Source organism: Pleurocapsa sp. PCC 7327 (assembly GCF_000317025.1).
Classification (GTDB): domain Bacteria; phylum Cyanobacteriota; class Cyanobacteriia; order Cyanobacteriales; family Microcystaceae; genus Hydrococcus.
Genome location: NC_019689.1, coordinates 508,817 through 532,299, shown reverse-complemented (window position 1 = coordinate 532,299; position 23,483 = coordinate 508,817). Strand labels below are relative to the sequence as shown.

Below are 23,483 nucleotides of genomic sequence, written 5' to 3'. Positions count from 1 at the left end.
TAGATCTCTATTATTCAGGTGAAAGAACTATATTGGCTCGATCGCATTCAACCTTCCGATCGTTTATCGGTCGGAGAAAAAGCCTTTGTCTTGAGTCAGTTTAGGCAGCAAGGCTATCCGATTCCTCCTGGTTTCGTTATTAGCACGGAATTTTGGGGGGAATTTATCGAAAATCTCGAAGGTAAAGCCTCTATTTTGACCGATCTCCCTTATTCTTCTTTACATTTAGATGTAGACGATCGTTCGACCCTGCAACGGGTAGCGCGACAAAGCCGTCAGGAAATCCTTGGAGCAACTTTACCTGCCGAGTGGCGATCGCTTTTCGCGACTGCCGCCCAACAATTACAGTCTTGCGCTTTAATTTTGCGCGTCTCGTTATCGCTGCCGCACTCGCTCGAAGAACGATTTTCAGGATTGCTTCCCTCGCAGGTTTGTTGGTGCGAACCGGAGGCATTAGAATTAGCCATAAAACGGACTTGGGCGGAGTTATTTAGCGCAAAAAGTTTGTTTTACTGGCAGCGAAGAGGGATCGGCATCGAACAGATCGACTTAGCCATTTTAGTACAGCCGCTCGAAAACGCGATCGCTTCCGGCACGGCAGCCATTGACTCGGATTGTCTTGAGATTCAGTCAACCTGGGGATTAGGCTACAGCATCCTTAGAGGAGAGGTTTTGCCTGACACTTACCAAATCCAACTCTCAACCGGACAGATAAAAACTCAGCAGCTGGGCTACAAAATCCGTGCCTATCGCTTAAAATCCATGCCAGCACCAACCGATCGCGACGTTCCTCTCGAAACCTATGTGTTAGCACCAGAAGAACAAGAACGCTATTCCCTCGACGAGACTACTCTAGAGCAACTGATTCAGTTAGCTCAGCGTTTAGTAGCCGAACAGCAATTCTCCGGTTCCTTTGAGTGGACGCTCTCGTCAGTTTCGCAGTTGTCGATCGCGCAAATTCGCCCCAATCTCTCCAAACAAGCGCCCGCAGCTAGTTTGGTTCCTACACGAGCTGTTATGGAAAATTCCCAACTCCTGCTCACTGGATTATCGGCTTCTCCAGGAAAAGCAATTGCCGTTGCCCGCGCGATCGCAGATGACGCACATCTAGCTGCCGTACCAGCCGGAAGTATTTTGGTTGCGCGACAAATTAATCCCCATTGGCTGCCCTGGATCAAACAAGCAGCGGGTATTATCGCCGAACAGGGAGGCATAACCAGCCATACCGCTATTATCGCTAGAGAATTGGGAATTCCTGCCATTGTCAACGCTACTGGCGCAATGCAACGAGTTCGCACCGGAGAATTGTTACTACTCGATGGCGACAAAGGAGAAGTTTATCGTCTCAAAGAGGAATCGCCAACCGTCACAGAAACATGTCCTGAAACGCCCATACAGAAGTCAGAAGTACAGGAATCGATTGCCGATTATCCAATTGGCACTCAGTTGATGGTCAATTTGAGCCAGCCGAGTGCTATTGCCAAGGCGGCTGCATTACCTGTCGATGGCGTGGGATTGTTGCGATCGGAATGGATGATATCGGAGTTGCTGTCTCAAAAGCCTTTAGAGGAATGGCTAGAGCCATCTCAACAATCGCACCTAGTCGAATGGTTGACGCAAGCGATCGGCGAGTTTGCCAAAGGATTTGCACCGCGACCCGTATTTTATCGCTCTATCGATAGTAAAGCGCCCGAATTTAGTTTTCTTTTAGGTAAAAAATCGAGCGAGCAACGAGGAACTTGCGGCTATCAGTTAAATCCGACGCTTTTCGAGCTAGAATTGCAGGCTTTGAAGCAAGTTAGTGATTCTGGCTACACGAATGTGAACCTCATTTTGCCATTCGTTCGGGGTGTTGAGGAGTTTAGCTTCTGTCGCAGTCGCGTCGAACGAGCGGGATTATTGGATCGCCAGACGTTTCAACTGTGGATTATGGCAGAAGTCCCTTCCGTTATTTTTCTGCTGCCACAATTGATTCGAGCTGGCGTTCGGGGCATTTCTATCGGCACTAACGATCTCACTCAATTCTTGTTGGCAGTCGATCGCGAAGGAGCGATGTCTTCGGATAGATTGAATGCTCGTCATCCAGCCATGTTAGCCGCGATCCAACAGTTAGTCCGCCTTGCGAGGAATGCAGCAATCCCATGCTCGATTTGCGGGCAAGCTCCCGTACAATATCCCGAACTCGTCGATCGCTTGGTACAGTGGGGAATTACCTCGATTTCTGTAGAACCGGAGGCAGTTGAAAGAACCTATCGGGCGATCGCTCGCGCCGAACGGCGTTTGCTCCTAAAAGCGTCGAGAAAAATGCTGTCGGGCGATCGCCCTGACTTGCCTGTTTGATGTAGGAGGGGATCGCGAAAAACTGATTGCGATCCTCACAAGTTCCTCAAATTTCAATCTTATTCTGATTGAAGAGAGTTATAGAGAGGTTGAGGTTGTATGAGTAACTGTCCTTGTTGCGGGAATTCATTACTTCGCCATGTCCGTCATGGTAACGTATACTGGTTCTGTCAAAGCTGTTGGGCTGAGATGCCTAATTTCGATCTGATGCGAATGATTAATCCCCATCGCAAATTACAGCAGCATTTATCTCCTCTAGAAAGAGAAAATCAAGGGAAATTAGCAGAAGTAACCTGTGTTTAGAAAACAAGATTAGTGAGGATTTTTGAAGATTAACAAAAAAGATTGTCGCGTTTTTTTGCTTTAATAAAAGCGTTTAAATCAACAAAACAAATTAATTTTTTTGTCGATCGCCTAAAAAATTCAATTGTAAACAGTCAGTGAAAAATAGGTTGCTAGAAAACTAAAATTATCCCTCTAGCTTCGCCCTTCTTCCTAGTAAGGGCGACTGAAGGGAGTTGTATTGCGATCGCGTTAATAAAATTTTTTACAATATTTTATTAATGATATAGCTGCGCAGCAGCCGTTATCGGCAATCGGGATTGTACGCCAAGGGTTAGCGAAGAAGTTTGTCCTCGGTTGAGACGAGCTGCTGCCGCGCAAGCAATCATCGCCGCATTATCCGTACACAGCGTGAGGGGGGGATAGTAGACTTTGAGATTGTGTTCTTGGGCAGCAGCTTGTAAATGTGCTCTCAAGGCGCTGTTAGCTGCCACGCCACCCGCCGCAACAATTGTGGAAATCCCATAATCGATCGCGCAGGTAATCGTTCTTTTCACGAGCGATCGCGCTACGGTTTCCTGAAAACTAGCTGCGAGGTCGTTTATCGGCAACGGTTGGTTTTCTGCTTTAAGCTTCTGTACTAATCGCAAAACAGCCGTTTTTAGCCCGCTAAAACTGGAATCGTAGGGATGATAGCCTCCCTCTGGTAAGGAGACTTTTCCTTCTGGCAGGGGAAACGCTTCTCGATTGCCCATTTTAGCAGCGCGATCGATGGCAGGTCCTCCCGGATATCCTAAGCCTAACAACCGCGCAACTTTATCAAACGCTTCTCCAGCCGCATCATCGCGAGTCGATCCCAGCATCTCGTAAACGCCGCAGTCTTTGACGTAAATCAAACTCGTGTGACCGCCGGAAACTAAAAGGCACAAAAATGGCGGCTGCAATTCGGGATCGCTTAAATAGGTTGCATAGATATGACCTTCAAGATGATGCACGCCGATGAAGGGTTTCTGATGCAAAATTGCCAAAGTTTTAGCTGCGGTAACTCCGACCATCAATGCGCCTACTAATCCAGGCGCTACCGTAGCGGCAACGCCGTCGATCTCGTCCCAGCTCAGCTTCGCCTTTACGAACGCTTGGGCGATGCAAGGATCGATCGTTTGTAAATGTTGGCGAGATGCCATTTCCGGTACGACTCCCCCGTAAGTTCCGTGGAGGTCGATTTGAGAGGCAACAATACTACTCAAAATGTGACGATTTTTTACAACTGCAACGGCAGTTTCATCACAACTTGTTTCGATTGCTAGAATCGTGCTCATTCTCTGATAGTTTGATACAAAAGACTACTTCTTGTAACTTAAACTTTACTCGGCAAACTTGTCAGAGTATTATTACATCTGCATGCAGCCGATTTTCCACATCTTTCATACAAAAAACTCAGTCTTTTGTTACAAAAGGAAACAACTCTTATGAAGCATTTGTTGGCTTTAATTCTCATCGTTACCTTGTGGTTTAATTTTGCTCCTCCTGCCTCTGCCGATGGTAGCGTTGCCGGGTTAACGCCTTGTAGCGAAACCCCTGCCTTCAAGCAAAAATCCAAGAACTTCCTCAACACGACTGCCGATCCCAAATCTGGACAAAAACGTGCCGAACGCTATGCTCAAGCCCTGTGCGGACCAGAAGGCTATCCTCACTTAATTGTAGATGGTCGCTGGGATCATATGGGTGACTTTTTCATTCCTAGCATTCTTTTCCTATATATTGCCGGACAGATAGGTTGGGCAGGTCGCGCTTACTTGATCGCCATCAGAGACGAGAAGGACGCAGAAATGAAAGAAATCATCATTGACGTTCCTCTAGCACTCAAACAGATGATAGCTGCCTTTGCATGGCCTCTATTGGCTGTTAAAGAATTCCTTGCTGGTACCTTAACCGCAAAGGATTCGGAAATTCCTGTTTCTCCCCGTTAACTCATCGTTTGAGCCGTCATAATTTTTCGATCGCAATATCTTGTTTGGAGAATAGTTTATGGCAAAATTTCTTTCTTTGGCTCCGGTAATTCTCTTTGTATGGCTAGCCGAGACAGCCGTTTGGTTGATTGTGTTTAACAACATTTACCCCGATCTGCTTTTCCACCCTCTAGGTTAGGTTAAGAAAGTCACTCTTTCAGTGTGAATTCAACTCGTGGTTGCTGTTGCGATCGCGAGTTTTTTCTCTAGGAAATCCCCAGTTATTGCAAAGCCTTTTTTAGTTCCCGATCGCGCCAGCTACGAAATTTACAACCATAATACTTTTATATTTCAATCTCTTTAGAAGATCGGTCTGTCCGTGAGTTGAAGAGTGATATAGAACCTAATTGGAATAACAGCATTGGAATTGATTTAGGCTTGGAGAAGATAGTTTCTACTTCAGCCGGAGAATTTATCTCCCCTCCTAAATTCTTTAGAAAATCTTCAGAAAACCTAGCTATCCTACAGCAAAAAGCTGAGACCAGAAAGAAAAAAAGTAGAGCCAGGAAACTTTTATATAAAAAAGTAGCTAAGTTACATCAAAAGATAGCTAGGCAAAGACAACAGTTTCATTTTGAGACAGCTAGAGATTTATTAAAGCAGTATGATGTAATTTTCGTTGAAGATTTAGACCTTAAAAATATGTCCAAGAGAAACAAACCTAAAACTGATGAGCAAGGAAAATTTCTTCCTAATAAACAAGCTCAAAAGTCAGGGATGAATAAGAGCTTTGGTGATGCTGGTCTGGGTCAATTCATTGAAATTCTGATGTACAAAGCTGAAAAAGCTAGTGCAAAAGTTATCCAAGTAAACCCAAGAGGAACCAGTCAATACTGCTCTAATTGTTTAAACAAAGTTGCTAAAACTTTGTCTGATAGATGGCATTCTTGTCCTTGTGGTTGTGAACTCGATCGAGATACAAATGCAGCCATTCTAATTAAAAAAGTGGGGTTGGGCATCGCCTCACTCAAAAATGCTCGTAAGTCTAAACTAGACCTGGAGAAGCCCGCCACCTAGCTTAGCTTGCGGTCGGGAGTATGTCACAATAACTAATTAATAGCTTCAAGAGCTAGGTTGTCAATTATCCGAGATTATCACTCGCATTATTTCCTCCCCATGTTTCGCAAATTCTCTTTAGCATCGTTGTTACTCACTCTAGGCGGGATCTTAACCTCTGTTGGACTCATTGCCTACGTCACCGGAAAGGCAGCCTTAAACATCGGTGGATGGTTTTACGGAATTCCCCTAATCCTCGGCGGTCTGGCACTCAAAATCACCGAACTCAAGCCAGTTCCTTACAGTCAACCCACGCCGCCAGAAATTATCGCCTTACGAGAAAAGCAAGGAACACCAACTCAAAATCAGGTTCGTCAAGATGTGACCCGCTATCGCTTCGGTCAGGATGCACATCTAGATGAATCTTTAAAACGGTTGGGATTGAGTCCTAGCAATGAAGAAAGACCCGTTTTGACAGGAGTGCGAGAAACGGCAATTAACGATTCCTATACGCTTATTTTGGAATTTGAATCTCCCTTTATTTCTCTAGAAAAGTGGCAGGAAAAACAAGAAAAGATCGAAAAATTTTTTGGACCGGGAATCCGTGCCGAATTGATGCAACCGCAAGAAAATCGAGTCGATGTGGCTTTAATCGCGATTTCTGAAGCTAAAGTTAGCTGATTGGTCATTGGTTATTGTTTTTTTGTAGTTAACCAATAACCAATGATTCGCAAACAGCAAAGGGGACTGACCAAGTAGTTTTTTATATTATTTTTCCAAGCGGACAACGTACCATTGCAAGTATTTTCCGGGTTCCATATCTAATTCGCAGTAATTTTCCATTAAATATCGCGCTTGTTCTTCAACCATGGGAAATTTTTGCAATTCTCTTGGTAAATTATCTTGACGCGATCGCAAAATTTCGGTGAGTTTTTCTAATAACCCTTCGGGAGTCATCAATTGTTCGGGTTGGTCGGATTCGAGGACAACATAAGCATCCTCTCGATACATGATTGAGTCTGGCATAGCAATGACAAATGAAATTAATTAAAAATTTAAATTAACCAATTGCTAATTTCGTAAGACAGTTAGACATGTACTAGCTAATTAGGTGCAATAAGGGGTAATGTCCTCTCCGCACTGGTCAGCAAGAAAGCAAAGGGCACGAAACCGCAGACCCATCAGTTGCTCGTAGAGAGGATTGAGTTTACAGAGGGCAGGGATGCGAAGAATGACCCGACCAAACAGCCGTACTTCACGGGCAAACGGGCACTGGGCGGGAATTAGCTTAACGATTTGATGGGCTATTTGTTCTTCACGAATCTCCAAATCGTCAATCCATTGTTGAAGAAATCCTAGCAGATGCGAAGACTGATAAATATTTTTCTGGACTAGAGTTGACATAGATATTAAGTATCTGAGATGTAGTTTTAGGTCGCTGATACTACTCTATCTATAACTTTAGCAAATATCAATACTTAAAAATATAATATCCTTTTATGTATAATTAGCTAAATTCATAGGTGTATGAGGAAACTTAAGACCCCTAGCTTCTACAAAACTCTGCCGTCTCTCTTATTTCAGGAGAAATTTCGCCAAACCATTTGCTAAAAATTTGGGGCAATGACGCTGCTTGAATTGCAGAGTTGACTAAATCGTGCCATTGAGGGTCGTTTTTAGGGAGAATAAAACCATAATAGACGCAATCTAGTGGTTTTTGAGGCACCAATAGATAATCTTGCCCTAAAAATAAACCTTCTCTAGTTGCTTCGCCGATTAAAAGAATACTATCGCTAGCAAAAGCATCAATTTTCAACTGTTGGACTGCTTGTATGCCTCGCCGCCGTCCAGTAATTCCTTGAAATTGTTGCAGATTTGCTAATGGATATTTTTGGGCAAGCAGTTGTTGGGTAATCGTGCCGCGAAGAACGCCGATGGTCAAATTAGAAAAATCCCTGTTAGCCTTGATTTTATTAGCATTATCTACCCTGATTAACAATTGCGTGCCCGTAACAAAAAAAGAATTGGAAAATTGCACGTTTCTGGGTAATTGAGGATCGATTGTATTAGGCCCACATTCGAGATGAACAATTCTATTTTCAACCAAATTAAAACGATTAATTAGATTGGATTCATAAAGTTTAATTGCCAAAATATCTCGCTTTAATTCCTTTTTGATTTCATCTATAACTGTCTTAAATAGATCGATGCAAATCCCTGCAAAATTATTAGCCGCATCTTTATAGCCGAAGGGAAAAGCTCCCGCTCGAATTCCGAGTTTGACTAATCCCGTTCGTTTGATTTCCTGGAGGATAGTTTCTTCTTGAGCCTTAATATCTAGCGGCAAACCAACAAAAAAGAGTAGGCTAACGATCCATAGAAGTATTTTCTGGTTCATGACTAGGAAAAGAGCGAGTAAAAATTAAATCAGAACTTGGAGAAATTTCCCATTTATCTAAAATATCTTTAAATAATATTTCTTCAATTAAAATTTTAGCAACGACAGTTAGAGGCAGGGCAAGAAATAATCCGAAGAAACCAAAAGCTTGAGCAAAAAAGATTTGAGCGAGCAAGGTTACCGCAGGTAATACAGATACCTGTTTTGCCATAATAGTAGGAGTAAGCCAATAACTTTCAAGCTGCTGAATAATAATATATGCAACGACAATCGCTCCAATTTTCCAAGGAGAATCGAGAAGGGCAATGGTAATCGGAAAAATCATGCTGAGCATGGGGCCAATATTAGGAATGAAATTCAGTAAACCAGCTATTAAGGCATGAACTAGAACTAAATTAATTTGTAATACTAATAGGCTCAGTCCGCTCAAAGTTCCAATAAAGGTAGAAGTAATGACAATACCTATTAACCAATTTCCTAATGCTTCTTCGGATGCCGAGAGAATTTCATCGGCACGCTGACGATAAAAAGAGGGAAATAATATTAAAAATGCTTTTCGGTATCCTTGTGGACTGACCAACATCATTAAAGTTAAAACGAAGACCAAAAGTAGTTGTAAAACGACAGCTAAAGAATTGGAAAAAACTGCAAAGAAATTGTTAAACAAGGCTGTTCCTAAAGGATGTAACCGTTCGATTAGATCGGCTTGGGTGGGAAGTGGGGGCAGCCATTCAAATTGCAATTGTTGCTGTTTAAAAATGTCAATTTGAAAGCGAATTCGTTCCCAGACGCTGGGGAGCAAAGCAATTAAGTTTTGGAATTGTTCGAGGAAAGGCGGTACGATGAGAACGAAAATGAGAACGGTAACGATGAGACTGGAAATTACAGTAACAGCGATCGCAAGGTGTCGTTTAATCCCAAACCGTTGGAAATAACGAACAATTCGGTTGAGAGCGATCGCAAGAATGACTGCTGTAAACACTAGCAACAACAATTGTTGAATTTTCCAGAGAACGTATAGGGAAACAAGTAAGCTAAGAAAACCAATCCATTGACCGAATTTCACAAGCGATCGCCCTAAAAGAACTTTAGGATAATTTTAACGGCAACTTTCTAGAACCGATCGACGAGAATGCCAACAAATTATTATTGAACTATACAGAACATTTTTATTCTCAATGGCAGCGATCGCAATTGTTATCGTCTCTCATAGTCGGCAACTTGCCGAAGGCGTGCGCGAACTGGTAACGCAGATGGTTCGAGGTAAGGTAAAATTAGCAACGGCCGCAGGAATTGACGATCCCCAAAACCCACTAGGCACCGATGCAATGCAGGTTCGGGAAGCCATTGAGTCTGTTTATAGCGACGATGGCGTTCTCGTTTTAATGGATCTTGGCAGCGCTCTTATGAGTGCAGAAATGGCGCTAGAATTTCTCCCAAATGAACGACGAGATAAAGTATATCTGTGCGAAGCCCCCTTGGTAGAAGGCGCGCTCGCAGCAGCAGTCGCCGCAGCAACGGGCAGTAACATCGAACGAGTCATCGCCGAGGCGAGAGAAGCCTTAACAGCCAAAGCCGCTCAATTGGGAAGTCAGCTATCTTTCATTGAAAGCAAAGGACAAAAGACAAATAACCAAGGACAAAGACAAACCAAAGAAATTCACCTGATTATTCGCAATCAACTAGGGTTACATGCCCGTCCAGCCGCTAAATTCGTTACCACGGCAGCTCATTTTCAGTCACAAATCGAGGTACGAAATCTCACCAAAGGGACTGAATATGTCCGTGCCGATAGTATTAACCAAGTCGCTACATTGGGGGTAAGGCAAGGACACGAAATTGCGATCGCGGCACGCGGCATCGATGCTGACGAAGCGATTGCGGCACTACAAGCCTTAGTGGAAGACAACTTTGGAGAAAGCGATCGCGTTTTAGAATCTCTCCCCCTCACCTCTTCGCCCTCTCTCTCCCCAGATCTACAAGGAATTCCCGCCTCTCCCGGCATCGCGATCGCGCCAGCTTTTCTCTATTGCCCCGCACCAGTCAAACTAGCCGAACGTCCTAGCGAAGAGCCTCAGGCTGAATGGCAGCAATTGCTCTCAGCGCTTCAAATTGCCAAGCAGGAAATACGGACGCTGAGACAGCAAACTGCTAGTCAAATTGGCAACTCAGAAGCGGCTATTTTCGATGCTCATGTATTGTTTCTAGAAGATCCGGCACTGCTAGATACTGTGCGCCAGAACATTTTTGAAAGACATCTGAGTGCCGAAGCTGCTTGGCATGCAGCAGTCGAGGAGTTGGTAACAACTTACCGCCAGCTTGAAGATCCTTACATGCGATCGCGTGCTGCCGATGTAACAGATCTGGGACAGCGAGTGCTGAGATTGCTAACAGGTAGCAATCTGAGTGCATTAGAACTAACCCATCCAGTCATTCTGGTTGCCCCAGATTTAACGCCTTCTGAGGTAACCAAGTTAGATCCCGAACAAGTGCTGGGCATTTGCATGACTCGTGGCAGTGCCACTTCTCATAGCGCTATTCTGGCAAGAACATTAGGCATTCCGGTAGTAGTTGGCTTAACGCCAGAGGTATTGAAATTGCGCGATGAAACTTGCTTGGCACTCGATGGCGAAAGTGGCAAAGTATGGATAGATCCAGATGCAGATACTATAGCAACTCTTCAATCAAAGCGCGATCGCGTCCAAGCCGCCAAACAGAAAGCCCTAGCGACAGCGCAACAACCCGCTATTACTCGCGACGGGAAACAAATTCCCGTACTCGCAAATATCAGCGGGATAGCCGATGCTAAAGTCGCCCTGAATATGGGTGCAGAAGGGGTTGGGGTGATGCGTACTGAATTTCTTTATCTCGATCGAACGATCGCGCCTTCTGAAGACGAACAATTAGCCGTCTATCACGCGATCGCGCAATTAATGGAGACTCGTCCCTTCATCATTCGCACCCTCGATGTCGGCGGCGACAAGCCAGTTTCCTACCTCGGCTTGCAACCGGAAACCAACCCCTTCTTAGGCTGGCGCGGGATTCGTTTCTGTCTCGATCGCACCGATATCTTCAAAACTCAGTTGCGGGCAATTTTGCGAGCCAGTCCCGGACATAAAATTAAGATAATGTTCCCGATGATTTCTACTGTAGCCGAAGTCCGGCAAGCTAAAGCGATTCTGGCTGAAGTCCAGTCCGAACTTCGCCGAGCTAATATTCCCTTCGATGAAGCAATGGAAGTCGGCATTATGGTAGAAGTTCCATCGGCTGCTGCGATCGCGGATCGCTTGGCATCTGAGGTGGATTTTTTCAGCCTTGGCACCAACGATCTCAGTCAATACGTTATGGCTTGCGATCGCACTAATGCCAAGGTGGCTGCCTTAGCCGATGCCTTGCATCCAGCCGTGTTGCGAATGATTCAGCAAACCGTACAAGCTGCCCACGAAGCTGGTATTTGGGTGGGACTATGTGGTGAACTGGCAGCCGATCCCCTAGCAGTGCCTATCTTATTAGGATTGGGGATAGACGAAATCAGTCTCAATCCTCAAAAGATTGGAGAGGTTAAAGGTGCGATCGCGCAGATAACTGTAACCGAAACACAGGCGATCGCGCAAGCGGCTTTGAAATTAAACTCTGCTGCCAGTGTAAGAGAGTTAATCGCAGCCTCGCTTGGGGAGCAACAATTTATAGGGCGATGAAACTATCCTGTCATCTTAGAAGATGTCTGAAAATATAGTTTTTGTCATGCCCAACGTAGCGCAGCGAAGTGAAGCATCTCAGCCTTAACTTAGATCTTGCACCATAACCAGTAAACATTAAAATCTTGCCAAGAAATTTATTTCTTGGCTAACAGCGTAAGTCCATTAAAATGGACTGAAAGCCTTATCTAGTCATCATTTATTCCTATAGGTTAGGATTTTTGCGATCGAGCAAGAGAATTCATTTCCTTGTGAGGTAAAGCATAGGTGCGAAATCTGAGCTTAACGAAAAATTGAGATTCTTCGCTTCATTTTATTGCGCGACTAATGACAAATTCTACCATTTCTAAAAAAGAACGCTACAGATGCTCAATGAAAAAACTCCCAAAAATCTGACTAAAGTAACATGCTGAGAACGGAGACAGATCGATTACAGTAAGGATAAATAGGAGCGATCGCGATTTCCTTTGTAGATTGCTTGCCAGGTGGGGATCGAAACCGGATAAAATATAAAATAAGACAAAGATAAGACAAAGCCAGTTTTAATATACGACCCTTGATACAACAAGAAACTTTAGAATTACTCGAATGGAATCGTCTCTGTCAGCACCTAGCCACCTTTGCCGCGACTAAGGTAGGTGCTGTTGCTGCTCGCAATTTGGAAATCCCAACGACAAAAACGGAAAGCTTGCAGCTTTTGGCACAAACTAAAGAAGTCTATCAACTCGAACAAGATTTAGAAACTGGGTGGTCATTTGACGGGATTGCCGATATTGGAGAATCCTTGGAGAGAGCCAAACTCGGCGGCATGCTGTCGGGACAAGAATTGCTCGACATTGCAACCACTCTCGCAGGGGTTAGACGCTTGCGACGAGTTATCGACAATCGAGAAGATATCCCCGTTTTAACCGAATTAGTTGCCGAAATTCGCACCTATCCCGAAATAGAGCAAGAAATCCATCGCTGTATCGATGATGCGGGAAAAGTCGCCGATCGCGCTTCTCCTAAATTAGCAAGCATTCGCGCCCGCCTCAAAGAAGTCCGAGACAGCATCTATCAAAAACTTCAGAGTATCCTACAAAGACAGGGAGGAGCCGTTCAAGAACCCGTCATTACTCAAAGGGGCGATCGCTTTGTTATCCCCGTCAAAGCCCCTCAAAAAGACCAGATTCCTGGTATCATCCACGATACATCTAGTACTGGCGCAACCCTTTATATCGAACCCAACGCGATCGTTAACTTAGGAAACCAACTCAGGCAATATCGCCGTCAAGAACAAGCAGAAGAAGAAGCAATCCTGCGAGCGTTAACCGAACGAGTCGCCGCCGTTGAATCCGATTTAGAGTATCTATTAGCCGTTGCCACTATCCTCGATTTAGCCACGGCGAGAGCGCGTTATAGCCTATGGCTGGAAGGAAATGCGCCTAGATTTATCGATTTTGAAGAAGGCGAACCTATTACCCTGCGGCAGCTACGCCATCCTCTCTTAGTTTGGCAGCACCAGCACGAACAAGGCGCAGACGTTGTTCCCATCAACGTACAAATCGATCCTAAAATTCGCGTCGTGGCTATTACTGGCCCCAACACGGGAGGAAAAACCGTCGCCCTAAAAACCCTTGGGTTAGCTGCCTTGATGGCAAAAGTCGGTTTATTCATTCCGGCGAGAGAACCCGTCGAATTACCCTGGTTTGAACAGGTATTAGCCGATATTGGCGACGAACAATCAATAGAACAAAGTTTATCTACCTTTTCCGGTCACATTCGCCGCATCATTCGCATTATTGATACATTAAAAGCAGAGTTCAGTAGTTCAAGAGTTCAGAAAGACCCAGACGATAACAGACAAGCACAAGAGTGGGATAGTGAAGCGATAGGAAAGATACAAAGGACAAATAACCAATCCCTAATCCTACTCGACGAAGTAGGTGCGGGAACCGATCCGGCGGAGGGAAGTGCTTTAGCGATCGCGCTTCTCAAATATCTTGCCGATAACGCCTTATTGACCATCGCGACGACTCACTACGGCGAACTAAAAGCCCTAAAATATCAAGACTCTCGCTTTGAAAATGCCTCGGTTGAATTCGACGATCGCACCCTCTCGCCTACCTACCGCTTGCTGTGGGGAATTCCCGGACGATCTAACGCCCTTGCGATCGCGCAACGATTAGGACTCGGACAAGAGATCGTCGAGGAAGCGAGAAAGCGCGTCGGCGGCTATTCCGAAGAGATTAACCAAACCATTGCCGGATTAGAGGCGCAGCGCCGCGAGCAAGAACTCAAAGCCAAAGAAGCCAGTCAACTACTGCAACAAACCGAGCGATTTTACACCGAGATTTCCGAAAAAGCCGCTTCTTTGCAAGAAAGAGAGCGCGAGTTGAAACAGTATCAGGAAAGGGAAGTCCAAAAAGCGATCGCCCAAGCCAAAGCAGAGATCGCCAAAGTCATTCGCCAACTGCAACAGGGATCTCCAACCGCGCAAAATGCCCAAAAAGCCACAGAAGCGATCGGTCAAATTGCCGAAACTCGCCTTCCCAAGCCAGAAAAGCACTCCTCTAATTATTTGCCCAAAGTTGGCGAAAGAATAAGGCTGCCTAATTTAGGTCAAACGGCAGAAGTGCTGAATCTTGCAGATGAAGAAGTAACGGTTCGTTTTGGGCTGATGAAAATGACTGTTCCCCTAACAGAAATCGAGTCTTTGGATGGGAAAAAAGTGGAAATCCCCGCCAAACCAAGGGCTGTCCCCCCCCCACCCGCTCAACCTGCTACGCCGAAACCGCCTGTTACGGTAAGAACCTCTCAAAATACCATCGATCTGCGGGGAAGTCGGGTAGCAGAGGCAGAATCTGAATTGGAAAGGGCGATTTCTAAAGCCACCGAATCGGGAGTTCTATGGATTATTCATGGCAAAGGGACGGGGCGCTTGCGCCAAGGAATTCATGAATTCTTGCAACATCATCCCCAAGTCGAACGGTTTGAACTTGCCCTTCAAAATGAAGGCGGTGCAGGGGTAACTATCGCCTATTTAATTTGAAATCAGGACTTATGCTCTTGGTTGACTGACAAATCTTTGTCCCCTCATCCCTAAATCCCTTCTCCCACAAAGGGCGAAGGGACTTCAGGCAAAAGTCTTAAGTTAAAAGCCCCTCTCCCAGAGCAGGAGAGGGGTTGGGGTGAGGAGGATTTGAGTTCTGTCAGTCAACCAGCTTATGCTTTTAGCCAAGAAATAAATTTCTTGGCAAGATAAGTATACGATAAAACTAGATTTTTAATTTTTCTATGCTTCCCCATCGACGGTATCCGAAAGAGTTGCTAGCGGAGGCAAAAGCTTGCAAATTCAAAAATTTCACCGACCGACAATCCTAATCAGTTTTGGCTTACTAGCTGTTTTAAGTCTAGTTACCTTTGGAATCGCATATTTGTATATCTCCAACGAGAAAACCTTTTATTTCTGGGATTACTCGAATTATTCAAGCAAAACTAGTAGTTTGGTAACTATCTTTCGAGAGTCACCACTTCAAGCAATTAAAGCTGTTCGTAGATCCTTAGCTGAGGACTATAACTTATTGCCTTGTGCCCCTTTGATTCCTTTTATCTTAATTTTTGGTGATTCTCGCCTTGTCTATATCATTAGTTGCGCTCTAGTCTATATCTTGCCATTCAGTCTAGTTGTGGGAGCAATTACAACTAGAATTCTTCCTGCTTATCCTCATGCTGTTTTTTGGTCAACAGCTTTTTTAACTTTATTACTACCTCCTACATGGGTATCTACTCTACGAGGCTATCCCGATATTGGTGCAGCTATTTTTATAGGCTTAGCAATTTTTGTTTCCCTAAAAGATCTAAAGCTTCAGTCCCGGTGGCAGGTACCACTTATTGGATTTTTACTTGCCTTAGCTATCTTATTTCGTCGTCATTTTGCCTACAGTGCAAGAGCTTTTTTGGTAGCTATGTTTCTTCAAGGCTTTATCGTCTTCTCGAACGAAGTCAGAAATGAGCCGAGAAGAGCATTAAAAAATTTAACTCGCTATACTATTTTGATAAGTTTAATAGGTTTGAGTAGCTTGGCAGCTTTAACACTATTAGCTCCAAAATTTTTAGTGAATATTATAACCACTAATTACCGCTTTCTTTATGCTTCATATGAAAAATCGTTGGCTGAAAACTTTCAATATTATGGAGAAGTATATGGTTGGCTTTTTTGGTCTCTAACTGTACTGGCATTTTCTGCCGGAACTCTAACTCGCGTACTGCTGCCTTTAAAAACCTCTTTTATTCTTATATTCGGTAGCATTTCACTGATTCAGTGGGGACTTCTCTCAAGACAACTAGGAATTCATTACACAACACATTTTACTTGGTTGGTTGCTCTTGGTCTCACTGCATTGTTTTGGACAACTTGGCTTATCCTCAGAGACAAAGCACGTATCTTAATGCTAGTTGCTGTAATAATCTTGCTAACTAGCAACGCTGTTATGGGACTAACGTCACTAGGAATATTTCATAATTCAATTCGTCCCTTTTTTTCTGCTAGTCAGCCACCAATAGTACGACAAGATTATGATGAAATTAACCGTTTAATTGATTATCTCAGACAACTTAGTCCTGAAAGAAAACCAATATTTGTAGCTGCTTCTTCAGGAATATTAAATGATAGCTTATTGCAAGTTGCTCAAGAGCAAATATACGGAAGAAAATTTTTATGGGTTATCGATACGCCAGATGTTGACTCCCGTGATTATTATCCATTGAGTCCTTTGTTAGAAGCTCAGTATGTCATTGTTGCTACTCCATTTCAGCATCACTTACCACCTGAAGAGCAAGATGTCGTGAAAGTCGTGGTCGATGCCTTTACTGAAAACTGGGGATTGATTCGAGATTTCCGACGCTTACCCAAGCAATTTGTTTTAGAGGAAGGAGTAAAAGTGAGTATTTATGAACGAAATCGTCTAACTTCTGCGGAAACAATTTTACAAACACTTAACCTCATGCAGGAACGAATTCAACCTAAACCTAGTAGTCAGTCTGATTGGATAGTTTTTAGTAAAAATCGTAAAAAACAATTGAGCGAGATTGGCAATAACCTAAATGGTACTGTCAATATAAAGGCTGATTTTACAAAAGCGAAGCCAACATATTTTTTATACTTTGGCTCAATACCAGAAGAAATTAAAGTAACCGGTAATTTTTCGGATTTGAAGTGTTCAAACTTGAGCGAATTTTCGATTCGTTTATCAACCTTAAATCAACAAGGGGAACGAATTAACACTACAGAAAAATTACAATTTTCAAAAGCCCCAGCTAACTTTTCTCTATTGCTACCCGGTAAAAATGCAGCTTATTTACGTCTTGATTTAGTAAGTCGCGATCGCTCTAAAACTCCAGGTTCTTGTTACATAAACATTAACAATCTTACTGTTTCAAAGAAAATATAGTCAACTGCCTTAACGGGAGTTCGAAGTTGATTATTTAATTTGAAAGATTTCTACAAATCTCTTTACCGTAAATTTCGATAGAATTTTTTATAAGTAGCCCCCACTAGCTTGCTTATGAGGATTCTGCTAGTCGAGGATGACGATCGCATCGCCAAAGCGCTTGCAGAGACTCTCAAAGACCGACAATATCTCGTCGATCTTGCTACCGATGGCGAGATAGGCTGGGATTATCTACAAGCCTTCAATTACGATCTGGTGATACTGGATATCATGCTGCCCAAACTCGACGGCATTAGCCTGTGCCAGCAAATGCGTCGAGAAGGCTATATGAACCCCGTGCTGATGTTGACAGCCAGAGATAACAGCGACGATAAGGTAAAAGGGTTAGATGCGGGTGCGGATGATTATGTAGTCAAACCCTTTGATTTACCAGAATTAGCTGCTCGCATACGCGCTTTGCTGCGTCGGGGCAATTCTACTTTGCCGCCAGTACTCGAATGGGAACGCCTGCGCCTCGATCCGGGGACTTGCGGAGTCACCTATGCAGGACAACCACTACATTTGACTCCCAAAGAGTACGGTTTGCTAGAATTATTGCTACGAAATAGCCCTCGCGTCCTCAGCCGCAGTACGATTTTGGATCGCCTTTGGTCGTTTGAAGATCCTCCCACAGAAGAAGCTGTTAAAGTTCACATCTTCCTTTTATTTTCGATCGCTTTTGGCGTGCAGATAAAGCGCGCTCTTACCGCAGCGAAGGTTCGGGATTGGGATTAGCCATTGCCCAAGCCATTGCCGTTCGTCACGGCGGCGATCTTACTGTCAGCAGCCAATTGGGGGTTGGCAGTTGCTTCAAAGTGCGCCTGCCAGTAGCTCTAACGAGACGGTAATCTTTTTTGGGGCACCCTCTAAATCGACCCGACTTCTTTACCTTTGCTGCTTTACATAATAAGTAGAGGATGTCAAGGCATCGAATAGGTTTTTCTTAGTCTCGATTATGCGAACGAACAGTATCAAGTTTATTTTTAAATTTCTGTTGGCGTTTTCTGTAAGTTAAATTAACAATCCCTGAGCAGTTATCGACTAAAAAGTTGATTTTTGTATATTCTTTGCAAAAAAAAAATAAAATTAAAAGATACTATTAAGATAGTCAATCAAAATTTTAAGAATCAATCTAGAAAAATCCTATTTTTTAGTTGAATTTCTCAACTCGAAGAAACGAGGTGATGAGAAATAAATTAGTGCGAGTTCTTGTTCCCCAGTCGGGTTCAGGAGGAAAGTTCTATGATTGAACAACGATTGGCAGAAGTCAATCTTGAATCCATCTTTCCATCCGACGGGTATTTCCCATCGCCGCTCGCCTGGGAAGATCGGGTATTCTACTTCCTGATGCTCGATCGCTTCTCCGATGGTCAAGAGAACGGGTACAAAAACAACGAAGGCAATCTCGTACAAATTGGGACAACTCCCCTGTACAGCCCCGCTGATGGGGAAAATGCCGTGAAAAAAGAAGCGGATGCAGCGCGTTGGCGCGAAGCTGGAGTCAAATATGTTGGAGGAACTCTGAAGGGGTTACAGAGCAAAATTGGCTATCTGAAACGATTAGGGGTAACGGCGTTGTGGATTAGCTCAATTTTTAAACAGGTTCGGTTTCAGGAAACCTACCACGGCTACGGCATCCAGAATTTTCTAGAGGTCGAACCCCACTTTGGCAGTCGCGAAGACTTGCAAGAAGTGGTGCGAGTTGCCCACGAAAATGGCATTTACGTGATTCTAGATATCATTTTGAATCATGCAGGCAACGTCTTTTCCTATGCTAGCGATCGCGATCGCCCCTGGACTGGCAATACTTACTCAGTTGAGGGCTTCAACGACAGACAGGGGAATCCTACCATTCCCTTTGTCAAACCCGATCCGCAACATCTACCGGATATCGATGGGGCAGTGTGGCCTGCCGAATTGCAAGACCCCAATGCCTTTACTCGTAAGGGGTACATCAAAAATTGGGACTACGACCCCGAATTCCGCGAGGGCGATTTCTTTGACCTGAAGGATATTCACCACGGATACGGTTCTGCTGATGATTACCAAGTATCTGATGCCCTGCGCCATTTGTGTGAAGCCTATAAATATTGGATCGCCTATGCCGACATTGATGGCTTCCGCATCGATACGATCGAGCACATGGACATTGGCGCAACTCGTTACTTTGTCTCGGTGATGCGCGAGTTCACCCAAACCATTGGCAAGGAGAATTTCTTCCTACTGGGCGAGATTACGGGCGGGCGCAAGCGGGCTTACGAAACCCTAGAATTAACTGGACTGAGTGCGGCACTGGGCATTGATGACATTCCCGATAAGCTGAAATATTTGGTCAAGGGATACCGCAATCCCAACGACTATTTCAGCCTGTCCCGCAACTCTGAGTTGGTCAACAAGGGTTCCCATATCTGGTTTCGCAATAAGGTAGTGACTTCCTTTGACGATCGCGACCAAGTACGCAAGGGCAATCATAAAGCTCGTTTCTGTGCAGATGCCCATGCCTCGAAAGTAGTGCTGAATGTTTTAGCCTTAAATGCTTTAACCTTACCTTGGGCATTCCCTGCATCTACTATGGCAGCGAACAGTGCTTTGATGGGCAGGGAGGAAGCGATCGCTACATCCGAGAAGCCATGTTCGGAGGCAAATTTGGGGCGTTTCGGACACGAGGGGTACATTTCTTTAATGAAGACAATCCGGTCTATCAGGAACTCGCTAAAGTTTTGGAAATTCGCCGAAAAAATATCGTATTGCGTCGCGGTCGTCAATATCTGCGTCAGATTTCTGCGCCCAATGATGGGATTCGCTTCAGCTTGCCGGAAATGGTGGGGGTACAAATTCGCTCTGTAGTACCTTGGTCGCGGATTTTCAGCACCAAGGAGATGCTGCTGGCGATTAACACCGACTATGACCAGCCCAAAACGGCTTGGGTGACGATTGACAATGAACTGCACCAAGGGGGTGATGTTTTGAAGTGCATTTACTCGACGGATGCGGCGCAGGTGGGTCAGTCAGTGGCGGTTGAAGCGCGGAATGGCAAAGCCGTGTTGATTACCGTTCCGGCGGCAGGATTTGTAATTTTTGAATAGCGAAAGGGGCTATGGTGTTAGGGCAAACGATTTCGTTGAGTTGCGATCGCCCCAATTTCCCAGAGTGCGATCTTCGTATCCTGAATCTTCTGCGTCCCCACCCGATCCAGACAGATGATAATACTCCTACATTCAACCAAGAACAACAAATACTTTACCTTTACTCATAGAGCAAGCAGGACGACAATTGTGCATCCGGATCGTACCTGATTCTATCGGCGATCGATATCTCTTGCAATTGGAGGAACGAAAATTGCAATCCTTTTCCGTTTCTGCCTTGGAATTACTCGGACTCACTAAGCGTGAGGCGGAGGTACTTTTCTGGGTTGCCAAGGATAAAAGCAATGTCGGAATTGCTAGGGTGCTGGGTTGCTGTGAAGGAACGGTGCGAAAACATCTGGAACATCTTTACAAAAAACTGGGTGTGCAAACCCGGACGGGGGCGGTGATGGTTGTTCTGGAAAAATTGGGGTTACTCAAAAGGTCATTTGTGGCAATGTCGTCATAATCCTATACGCGGATCATCGTATTGCCCCCTGGAACCGATTAATTACAAAATGATCGTAACGGTGTTGTTGATGCCCTATTCATTGTTCATGCTGGTTCAGGAGCTGAAGTTACTGGCGATCGCTCACCTACCAAAATCAATCCAGAACAGTGTGGTATTGGAGAGGGCGATCGCTTCTTTGAAGGGCAACATGCGATCGCCAGAATTAATCCAAACAATTCAGAGCAACAACGCAGAGACACTACAGTTATTAACACAAGGAGCGGAGCAATGAAAAAAATAGAATTAGAAAGAATGTTGATGGATCCTGAAGGACTGAAAAAGTTAACCGAAAGGGCTAGCCAAATTCAGGAGAAATATGCGGAGTCTCAGGAGAAATATGCGGAGTCCGAAGGTACAGAACTTTCCCAGCAAAAAGCTGCGGAGCCATTACCAGGTCAAATCAGACCAACTCTTGAAGAAAGCCAGTTCAATGATGATGACCACTTGGGGCGAGGAAACTTGCTATCCGATCTCAAGCTCTTCTTCCCAGAGCTAGAGAATATGGATGCCCGACAAGCTCTGCAAATGCTCACAGAAAGATGCAGCAGAGAGCCGTCGCTGGCGAACCAATTGCTCGTTGAAGATGCTATTAACTGGGTAATTTCCGGTGTTGACCGGGAGCGCAAAGCAGGAGCGCCAGGCCAAAAGTCATTCCGAATAGAACGAGATAGAGAAGACGAAGAGATTGTTGAGCAAGCGATTCGTGTACTTAGCGAAATTGAAGCTCAAGGTGACAACGTTTGGACTCGACTCTATCAGCACTAGAGAACAGGCGCGATCTCCAGCATCAAACAGAAGGTGACATTTTATTGAGCAGATTAACTTTGCAAGAGTGCGATCGCCGTTCTTGAAAACGGGAGAGGGGCGTCGCCAGAAGACAACAGAAGGTGAAGTTTTATTGAGCAGAGCAAATTTACAAGAATGCGATCGCTTCGCCCTCCTATAAATACTCGATCCAGCCCCGCATCTCGTCAAGACTCAGCACTTCGTAAATCAAGACCAAACTACGAATGATTTCGCCCAGCAAACGGGCATTCTTCTTGCAAAAAGCAACTCCCCAACGATCTTCACTTTGACTAGCCAGCCTCAGAAAATCGGTGCCATGAGTGACAATTGCTCGCCTTTGCTCACAGGCGAATGCTAACTGAACTTCATCCAGTTGTCCAAGTAGTCCCATCTCACGAGTCGTCGTCACATCAATAATCCCCTGACGGCGCAAAGCCAACGCTACATCTGGGTCAACATTTTCATCCAAAGGTCAGCGAATGCGGTCACTCACCGCGTAACTCCTTCAGCTTTGCCTGCAACCGGGAGGGATAATTGCTCTGCAACGAGTCAGCGAACGCTTCATCCTCTCGAATATTCTGCTCTATTTCATCTCGATGGTCATAGTAGTATGCCATCGCCGCATAGACCGAGGCTAAAGGGAGGTGATATTTTCCGGCAATCAAATCCAGAGACTGTCCCATCCGTAAATACACAGTGGCAATATCGGCAACCGTCATGCGAGTGCCTGCAATTCGAGGTTTTCCACCTCTAACCCCTGGTGTAATTTCAATATGCTGATTGAGAGTGACTTCCATAATGACCTGATTTGAGTAAACGTCTAATAACTCTATTTTCCCTGAATAGTTTGAATACGATCGCCAAAATCAAACCAGAGGTGAAATTCCATTGAGCAGAGCAACTTTACAGGGAGACGATCGCTCCTTTAAAGGGCAAGACGCGCTCACCGAAGGTGCGCCTGCGGCGATCGCCAGAAGACAACAGTAGGTGAGATCCATTGAACTACTGAACTTGACAACGATGCGATCGCATGGAGCAAATTAACCAGGATGCGGATGTGACTGACGGACTGATTTCCTAAGTGCGGAGTTGAGTTTGGCTGAAAGTTGAAATGGGAGGCGATCTCTTCGCCCTCCTATAAATGCTCAATAATTTATTTTCCTTCAATAGTCTGAAGGCGATCGCCTTACACCTTACAATAAAGTAAGGACATTTAATCAAAAAAATCGCTAATGGCTAGCGCAACCATCACCAGCAAAGGGTAGGTCACAATTCCCAAAGAAATCCGAGACTATCTAAAACTAGAAACTGGCAGCAAGGTTGATTTCGTAATCGAGCGAGCGAGACGGTCAAGTCAAAGTCATTCCTCTCAACGTTCCTGTGGAAACCCTATCGGGCATACTCCTTCGCCCTGACATGAAAGCAGCTACCCTAGAGGATATGGAGAAAGCAATCCGACAGGGAGCAAGCCTATGATTGGACTAGATACGAATATTATCGTTCGCTATCTCACCAGGGACGATGAAACCCAATGGAAACAAGCCAGTCAACTGATTCGGGGTGGCGAACAATGTTTCATTACCAACATTAGCCAATTGGGGGTTGGCAGTTGCTTCAAAGTGCGCCTGCCAGTAGTTTAACTAAGATCTTGCACCATTCTCAACAGTCCGTCAGGTCAGTCAGCGATGTTCTCTGGATAAGGATCTGAGTCCATTTCAATGGACTTGGTATATGAGACGAGGAATTGATTCCCCGGCGGTTGATGCAACTGCTGCAAGATGATGGTTAAGCAATTTTTGGGAATCTTTTAAATCGACCTGATTTCTTTACCTTTGCTAATTAACTTATTAACTAAAAGATGTCAAGG

At 44.7% G+C, this 23,483-nt stretch carries 20 protein-coding genes and 4 pseudogenes; 17 read left to right on the top strand and 7 right to left on the bottom strand.

Annotated features, from left to right (window positions below):
* Positions 1-18 precede the first annotated feature (18 nt).
* Together PLE7327_RS02280 and PLE7327_RS02275 are read left to right on the top strand one after the other, a co-directional pair.
* Positions 19-2,340, top strand: coding sequence for a putative PEP-binding protein (locus tag PLE7327_RS02280; protein WP_015142244.1), 2,322 nt, complete (start codon positions 19-21; stop codon positions 2,338-2,340).
* Positions 2,341-2,439: 99 nt separating this feature from the next.
* Positions 2,440-2,643 (top strand): hypothetical protein, encoded by a 204-nt coding sequence (locus tag PLE7327_RS02275; RefSeq protein WP_015142243.1) that lies wholly within the window; start codon positions 2,440-2,442, stop codon positions 2,641-2,643.
* Between the two features lie 257 nt (positions 2,644-2,900).
* On the opposite strand, the gene tsaD is transcribed toward PLE7327_RS02275, so the two are convergent.
* Positions 2,901-3,941 (bottom strand): tRNA (adenosine(37)-N6)-threonylcarbamoyltransferase complex transferase subunit TsaD, encoded by a 1,041-nt coding sequence (gene tsaD, locus PLE7327_RS02270; RefSeq protein WP_015142242.1) that lies wholly within the window; start codon positions 3,939-3,941, stop codon positions 2,901-2,903.
* A gap of 150 nt (positions 3,942-4,091) precedes the next feature.
* Here tsaD and PLE7327_RS02265 point away from each other — a divergent pair, with 150 nt between their 5' ends.
* From PLE7327_RS02265 to PLE7327_RS02250, 4 genes are all read left to right on the top strand, one after another.
* Entirely contained in the window at positions 4,092-4,592 is a 501-nt protein-coding gene (locus tag PLE7327_RS02265; protein WP_015142241.1) for a photosystem I reaction centre subunit III, read from the top strand.
* A gap of 58 nt (positions 4,593-4,650) precedes the next feature.
* Positions 4,651-4,770: a photosystem I reaction centre subunit IX / PsaJ gene (locus tag PLE7327_RS02260; RefSeq protein WP_015142240.1), complete on the top strand. Its 120-nt coding sequence runs from the start codon at positions 4,651-4,653 to the stop codon at positions 4,768-4,770.
* A gap of 149 nt (positions 4,771-4,919) precedes the next feature.
* The gene (locus PLE7327_RS02255) at positions 4,920-5,648 is read left to right on the top strand and encodes an RNA-guided endonuclease TnpB family protein (protein ID WP_083888280.1); all 729 of its coding nucleotides are present in this window, start codon (positions 4,920-4,922) and stop codon (positions 5,646-5,648) included.
* A 99-nt stretch (positions 5,649-5,747) separates the two neighbouring features.
* Positions 5,748-6,308: a DUF2854 domain-containing protein gene (locus PLE7327_RS02250; protein WP_015142239.1), complete on the top strand. Its 561-nt coding sequence runs from the start codon at positions 5,748-5,750 to the stop codon at positions 6,306-6,308.
* Between the two features lie 87 nt (positions 6,309-6,395).
* On the opposite strand, the gene PLE7327_RS02245 is transcribed toward PLE7327_RS02250, so the two are convergent.
* The 4 genes from PLE7327_RS02245 to PLE7327_RS02230 all read right to left on the bottom strand — a co-directional run bounded on the left by PLE7327_RS02245 (position 6,396) and on the right by PLE7327_RS02230 (position 9,091).
* On the bottom strand, positions 6,396-6,653 hold the full coding sequence (locus PLE7327_RS02245; RefSeq protein ID WP_015142238.1) for a chlororespiratory reduction protein 7: 258 nt from the start codon (positions 6,651-6,653) through the stop codon (positions 6,396-6,398).
* 81 nt (positions 6,654-6,734) lie between these two features.
* Positions 6,735-7,031, bottom strand: coding sequence for a Mo-dependent nitrogenase C-terminal domain-containing protein (locus tag PLE7327_RS02240; protein WP_015142237.1), 297 nt, complete (start codon positions 7,029-7,031; stop codon positions 6,735-6,737).
* A gap of 142 nt (positions 7,032-7,173) precedes the next feature.
* Entirely contained in the window at positions 7,174-8,025 is an 852-nt protein-coding gene (locus tag PLE7327_RS02235) for an amino acid ABC transporter substrate-binding protein (RefSeq protein WP_015142236.1), read from the bottom strand.
* Positions 7,994-9,091, bottom strand: a complete 1,098-nt coding sequence (locus tag PLE7327_RS02230; RefSeq protein WP_015142235.1) for an AI-2E family transporter — start codon at positions 9,089-9,091, stop codon at positions 7,994-7,996. Before PLE7327_RS02230 ends, PLE7327_RS02235 begins: the two co-directional genes overlap by 32 nt.
* A gap of 112 nt (positions 9,092-9,203) precedes the next feature.
* On the opposite strand from PLE7327_RS02230, the gene ptsP reads away from it, so the two are divergent.
* The 9 genes and pseudogenes from ptsP to PLE7327_RS02190 all read left to right on the top strand — a co-directional run bounded on the left by ptsP (position 9,204) and on the right by PLE7327_RS02190 (position 21,595).
* Positions 9,204-11,723: a phosphoenolpyruvate--protein phosphotransferase gene (ptsP, locus tag PLE7327_RS02225; RefSeq protein ID WP_015142234.1), complete on the top strand. Its 2,520-nt coding sequence runs from the start codon at positions 9,204-9,206 to the stop codon at positions 11,721-11,723.
* A 556-nt stretch (positions 11,724-12,279) separates the two neighbouring features.
* Entirely contained in the window at positions 12,280-14,754 is a 2,475-nt protein-coding gene (locus PLE7327_RS02220) for an endonuclease MutS2 (protein ID WP_015142233.1), read from the top strand.
* A gap of 295 nt (positions 14,755-15,049) precedes the next feature.
* On the top strand, positions 15,050-17,155 hold the full coding sequence (locus tag PLE7327_RS02215; RefSeq protein ID WP_015142232.1) for a hypothetical protein: 2,106 nt from the start codon (positions 15,050-15,052) through the stop codon (positions 17,153-17,155).
* Between the two features lie 114 nt (positions 17,156-17,269).
* Entirely contained in the window at positions 17,270-17,929 is a 660-nt protein-coding gene (locus PLE7327_RS02210) for a response regulator transcription factor (protein ID WP_015142231.1), read from the top strand.
* Positions 17,848-18,042 (top strand): annotated as a pseudogene (locus tag PLE7327_RS23085) (ATP-binding protein); the annotation flags it as partial. The gene PLE7327_RS02210 and the pseudogene PLE7327_RS23085, both read left to right, overlap by 82 nt.
* A gap of 394 nt (positions 18,043-18,436) precedes the next feature.
* Positions 18,437-20,280: pseudogene (locus PLE7327_RS02205) on the top strand (alpha-amylase family glycosyl hydrolase).
* 187 nt (positions 20,281-20,467) lie between these two features.
* Positions 20,468-20,788 carry a helix-turn-helix transcriptional regulator gene (locus tag PLE7327_RS02200; RefSeq protein WP_254658074.1) on the top strand — a complete coding sequence of 107 codons (321 nt, stop codon included), beginning with the start codon at positions 20,468-20,470 and terminating at the stop codon, positions 20,786-20,788.
* Positions 20,789-20,858: 70 nt separating this feature from the next.
* Positions 20,859-21,062 carry a hypothetical protein gene (locus PLE7327_RS02195; RefSeq protein ID WP_144266078.1) on the top strand — a complete coding sequence of 68 codons (204 nt, stop codon included), beginning with the start codon at positions 20,859-20,861 and terminating at the stop codon, positions 21,060-21,062.
* Complete coding sequence (locus PLE7327_RS02190; RefSeq protein ID WP_015142229.1) at positions 21,059-21,595, top strand: hypothetical protein; 537 nt, start codon at positions 21,059-21,061, stop codon at positions 21,593-21,595. Before PLE7327_RS02195 ends, PLE7327_RS02190 begins: the two co-directional genes overlap by 4 nt.
* 175 nt (positions 21,596-21,770) lie before the next feature.
* Here the strand turns inward: PLE7327_RS02190 and PLE7327_RS02185 are convergent, their stop codons facing one another.
* Entirely contained in the window at positions 21,771-22,085 is a 315-nt protein-coding gene (locus PLE7327_RS02185; protein ID WP_015142228.1) for a DUF5615 family PIN-like protein, read from the bottom strand.
* Between the two features lie 16 nt (positions 22,086-22,101).
* On the bottom strand, positions 22,102-22,413 hold the full coding sequence (locus PLE7327_RS02180; protein ID WP_015142227.1) for a DUF433 domain-containing protein: 312 nt from the start codon (positions 22,411-22,413) through the stop codon (positions 22,102-22,104).
* Between the two features lie 474 nt (positions 22,414-22,887).
* Between PLE7327_RS02180 and PLE7327_RS26310 the strand changes: the two are divergent.
* Positions 22,888-23,092: pseudogene (locus PLE7327_RS26310) on the top strand (AbrB/MazE/SpoVT family DNA-binding domain-containing protein).
* Positions 23,089-23,205, top strand: a pseudogene (locus PLE7327_RS23080) (twitching motility protein PilT); the annotation flags it as partial. The pseudogenes PLE7327_RS26310 and PLE7327_RS23080, both read left to right, overlap by 4 nt.
* Positions 23,206-23,483: the final 278 nt, after the last annotated feature.

Excerpts from the sequence above, each read along its gene's own strand:
- PLE7327_RS02275 (WP_015142243.1), top strand. The coding sequence starts at position 2,440 with ATGAGTAACTGTCCTTGTTGCGGGAATTCATTACTTCGCCATGTCCGT.
- tsaD (WP_015142242.1), bottom strand. The coding sequence starts at position 3,941 with ATGAGCACGATTCTAGCAATCGAAACAAGTTGTGATGAAACTGCCGTT.
- PLE7327_RS02265 (WP_015142241.1), top strand. The coding sequence starts at position 4,092 with ATGAAGCATTTGTTGGCTTTAATTCTCATCGTTACCTTGTGGTTTAAT.
- PLE7327_RS02260 (WP_015142240.1), top strand. The coding sequence starts at position 4,651 with ATGGCAAAATTTCTTTCTTTGGCTCCGGTAATTCTCTTTGTATGGCTA.
- PLE7327_RS02250 (WP_015142239.1), top strand. The coding sequence starts at position 5,748 with ATGTTTCGCAAATTCTCTTTAGCATCGTTGTTACTCACTCTAGGCGGG.
- PLE7327_RS02245 (WP_015142238.1), bottom strand. The coding sequence starts at position 6,653 with ATGCCAGACTCAATCATGTATCGAGAGGATGCTTATGTTGTCCTCGAA.
- PLE7327_RS02240 (WP_015142237.1), bottom strand. The coding sequence starts at position 7,031 with ATGTCAACTCTAGTCCAGAAAAATATTTATCAGTCTTCGCATCTGCTA.
- PLE7327_RS02235 (WP_015142236.1), bottom strand. The coding sequence starts at position 8,025 with ATGAACCAGAAAATACTTCTATGGATCGTTAGCCTACTCTTTTTTGTT.
- ptsP (WP_015142234.1), top strand. The coding sequence starts at position 9,204 with ATGGCAGCGATCGCAATTGTTATCGTCTCTCATAGTCGGCAACTTGCC.
- PLE7327_RS02210 (WP_015142231.1), top strand. The coding sequence starts at position 17,270 with ATGAGGATTCTGCTAGTCGAGGATGACGATCGCATCGCCAAAGCGCTT.
- PLE7327_RS02195 (WP_144266078.1), top strand. The coding sequence starts at position 20,859 with ATGCCCTATTCATTGTTCATGCTGGTTCAGGAGCTGAAGTTACTGGCG.
- PLE7327_RS02190 (WP_015142229.1), top strand. The coding sequence starts at position 21,059 with ATGAAAAAAATAGAATTAGAAAGAATGTTGATGGATCCTGAAGGACTG.
- PLE7327_RS02180 (WP_015142227.1), bottom strand. The coding sequence starts at position 22,413 with ATGGAAGTCACTCTCAATCAGCATATTGAAATTACACCAGGGGTTAGA.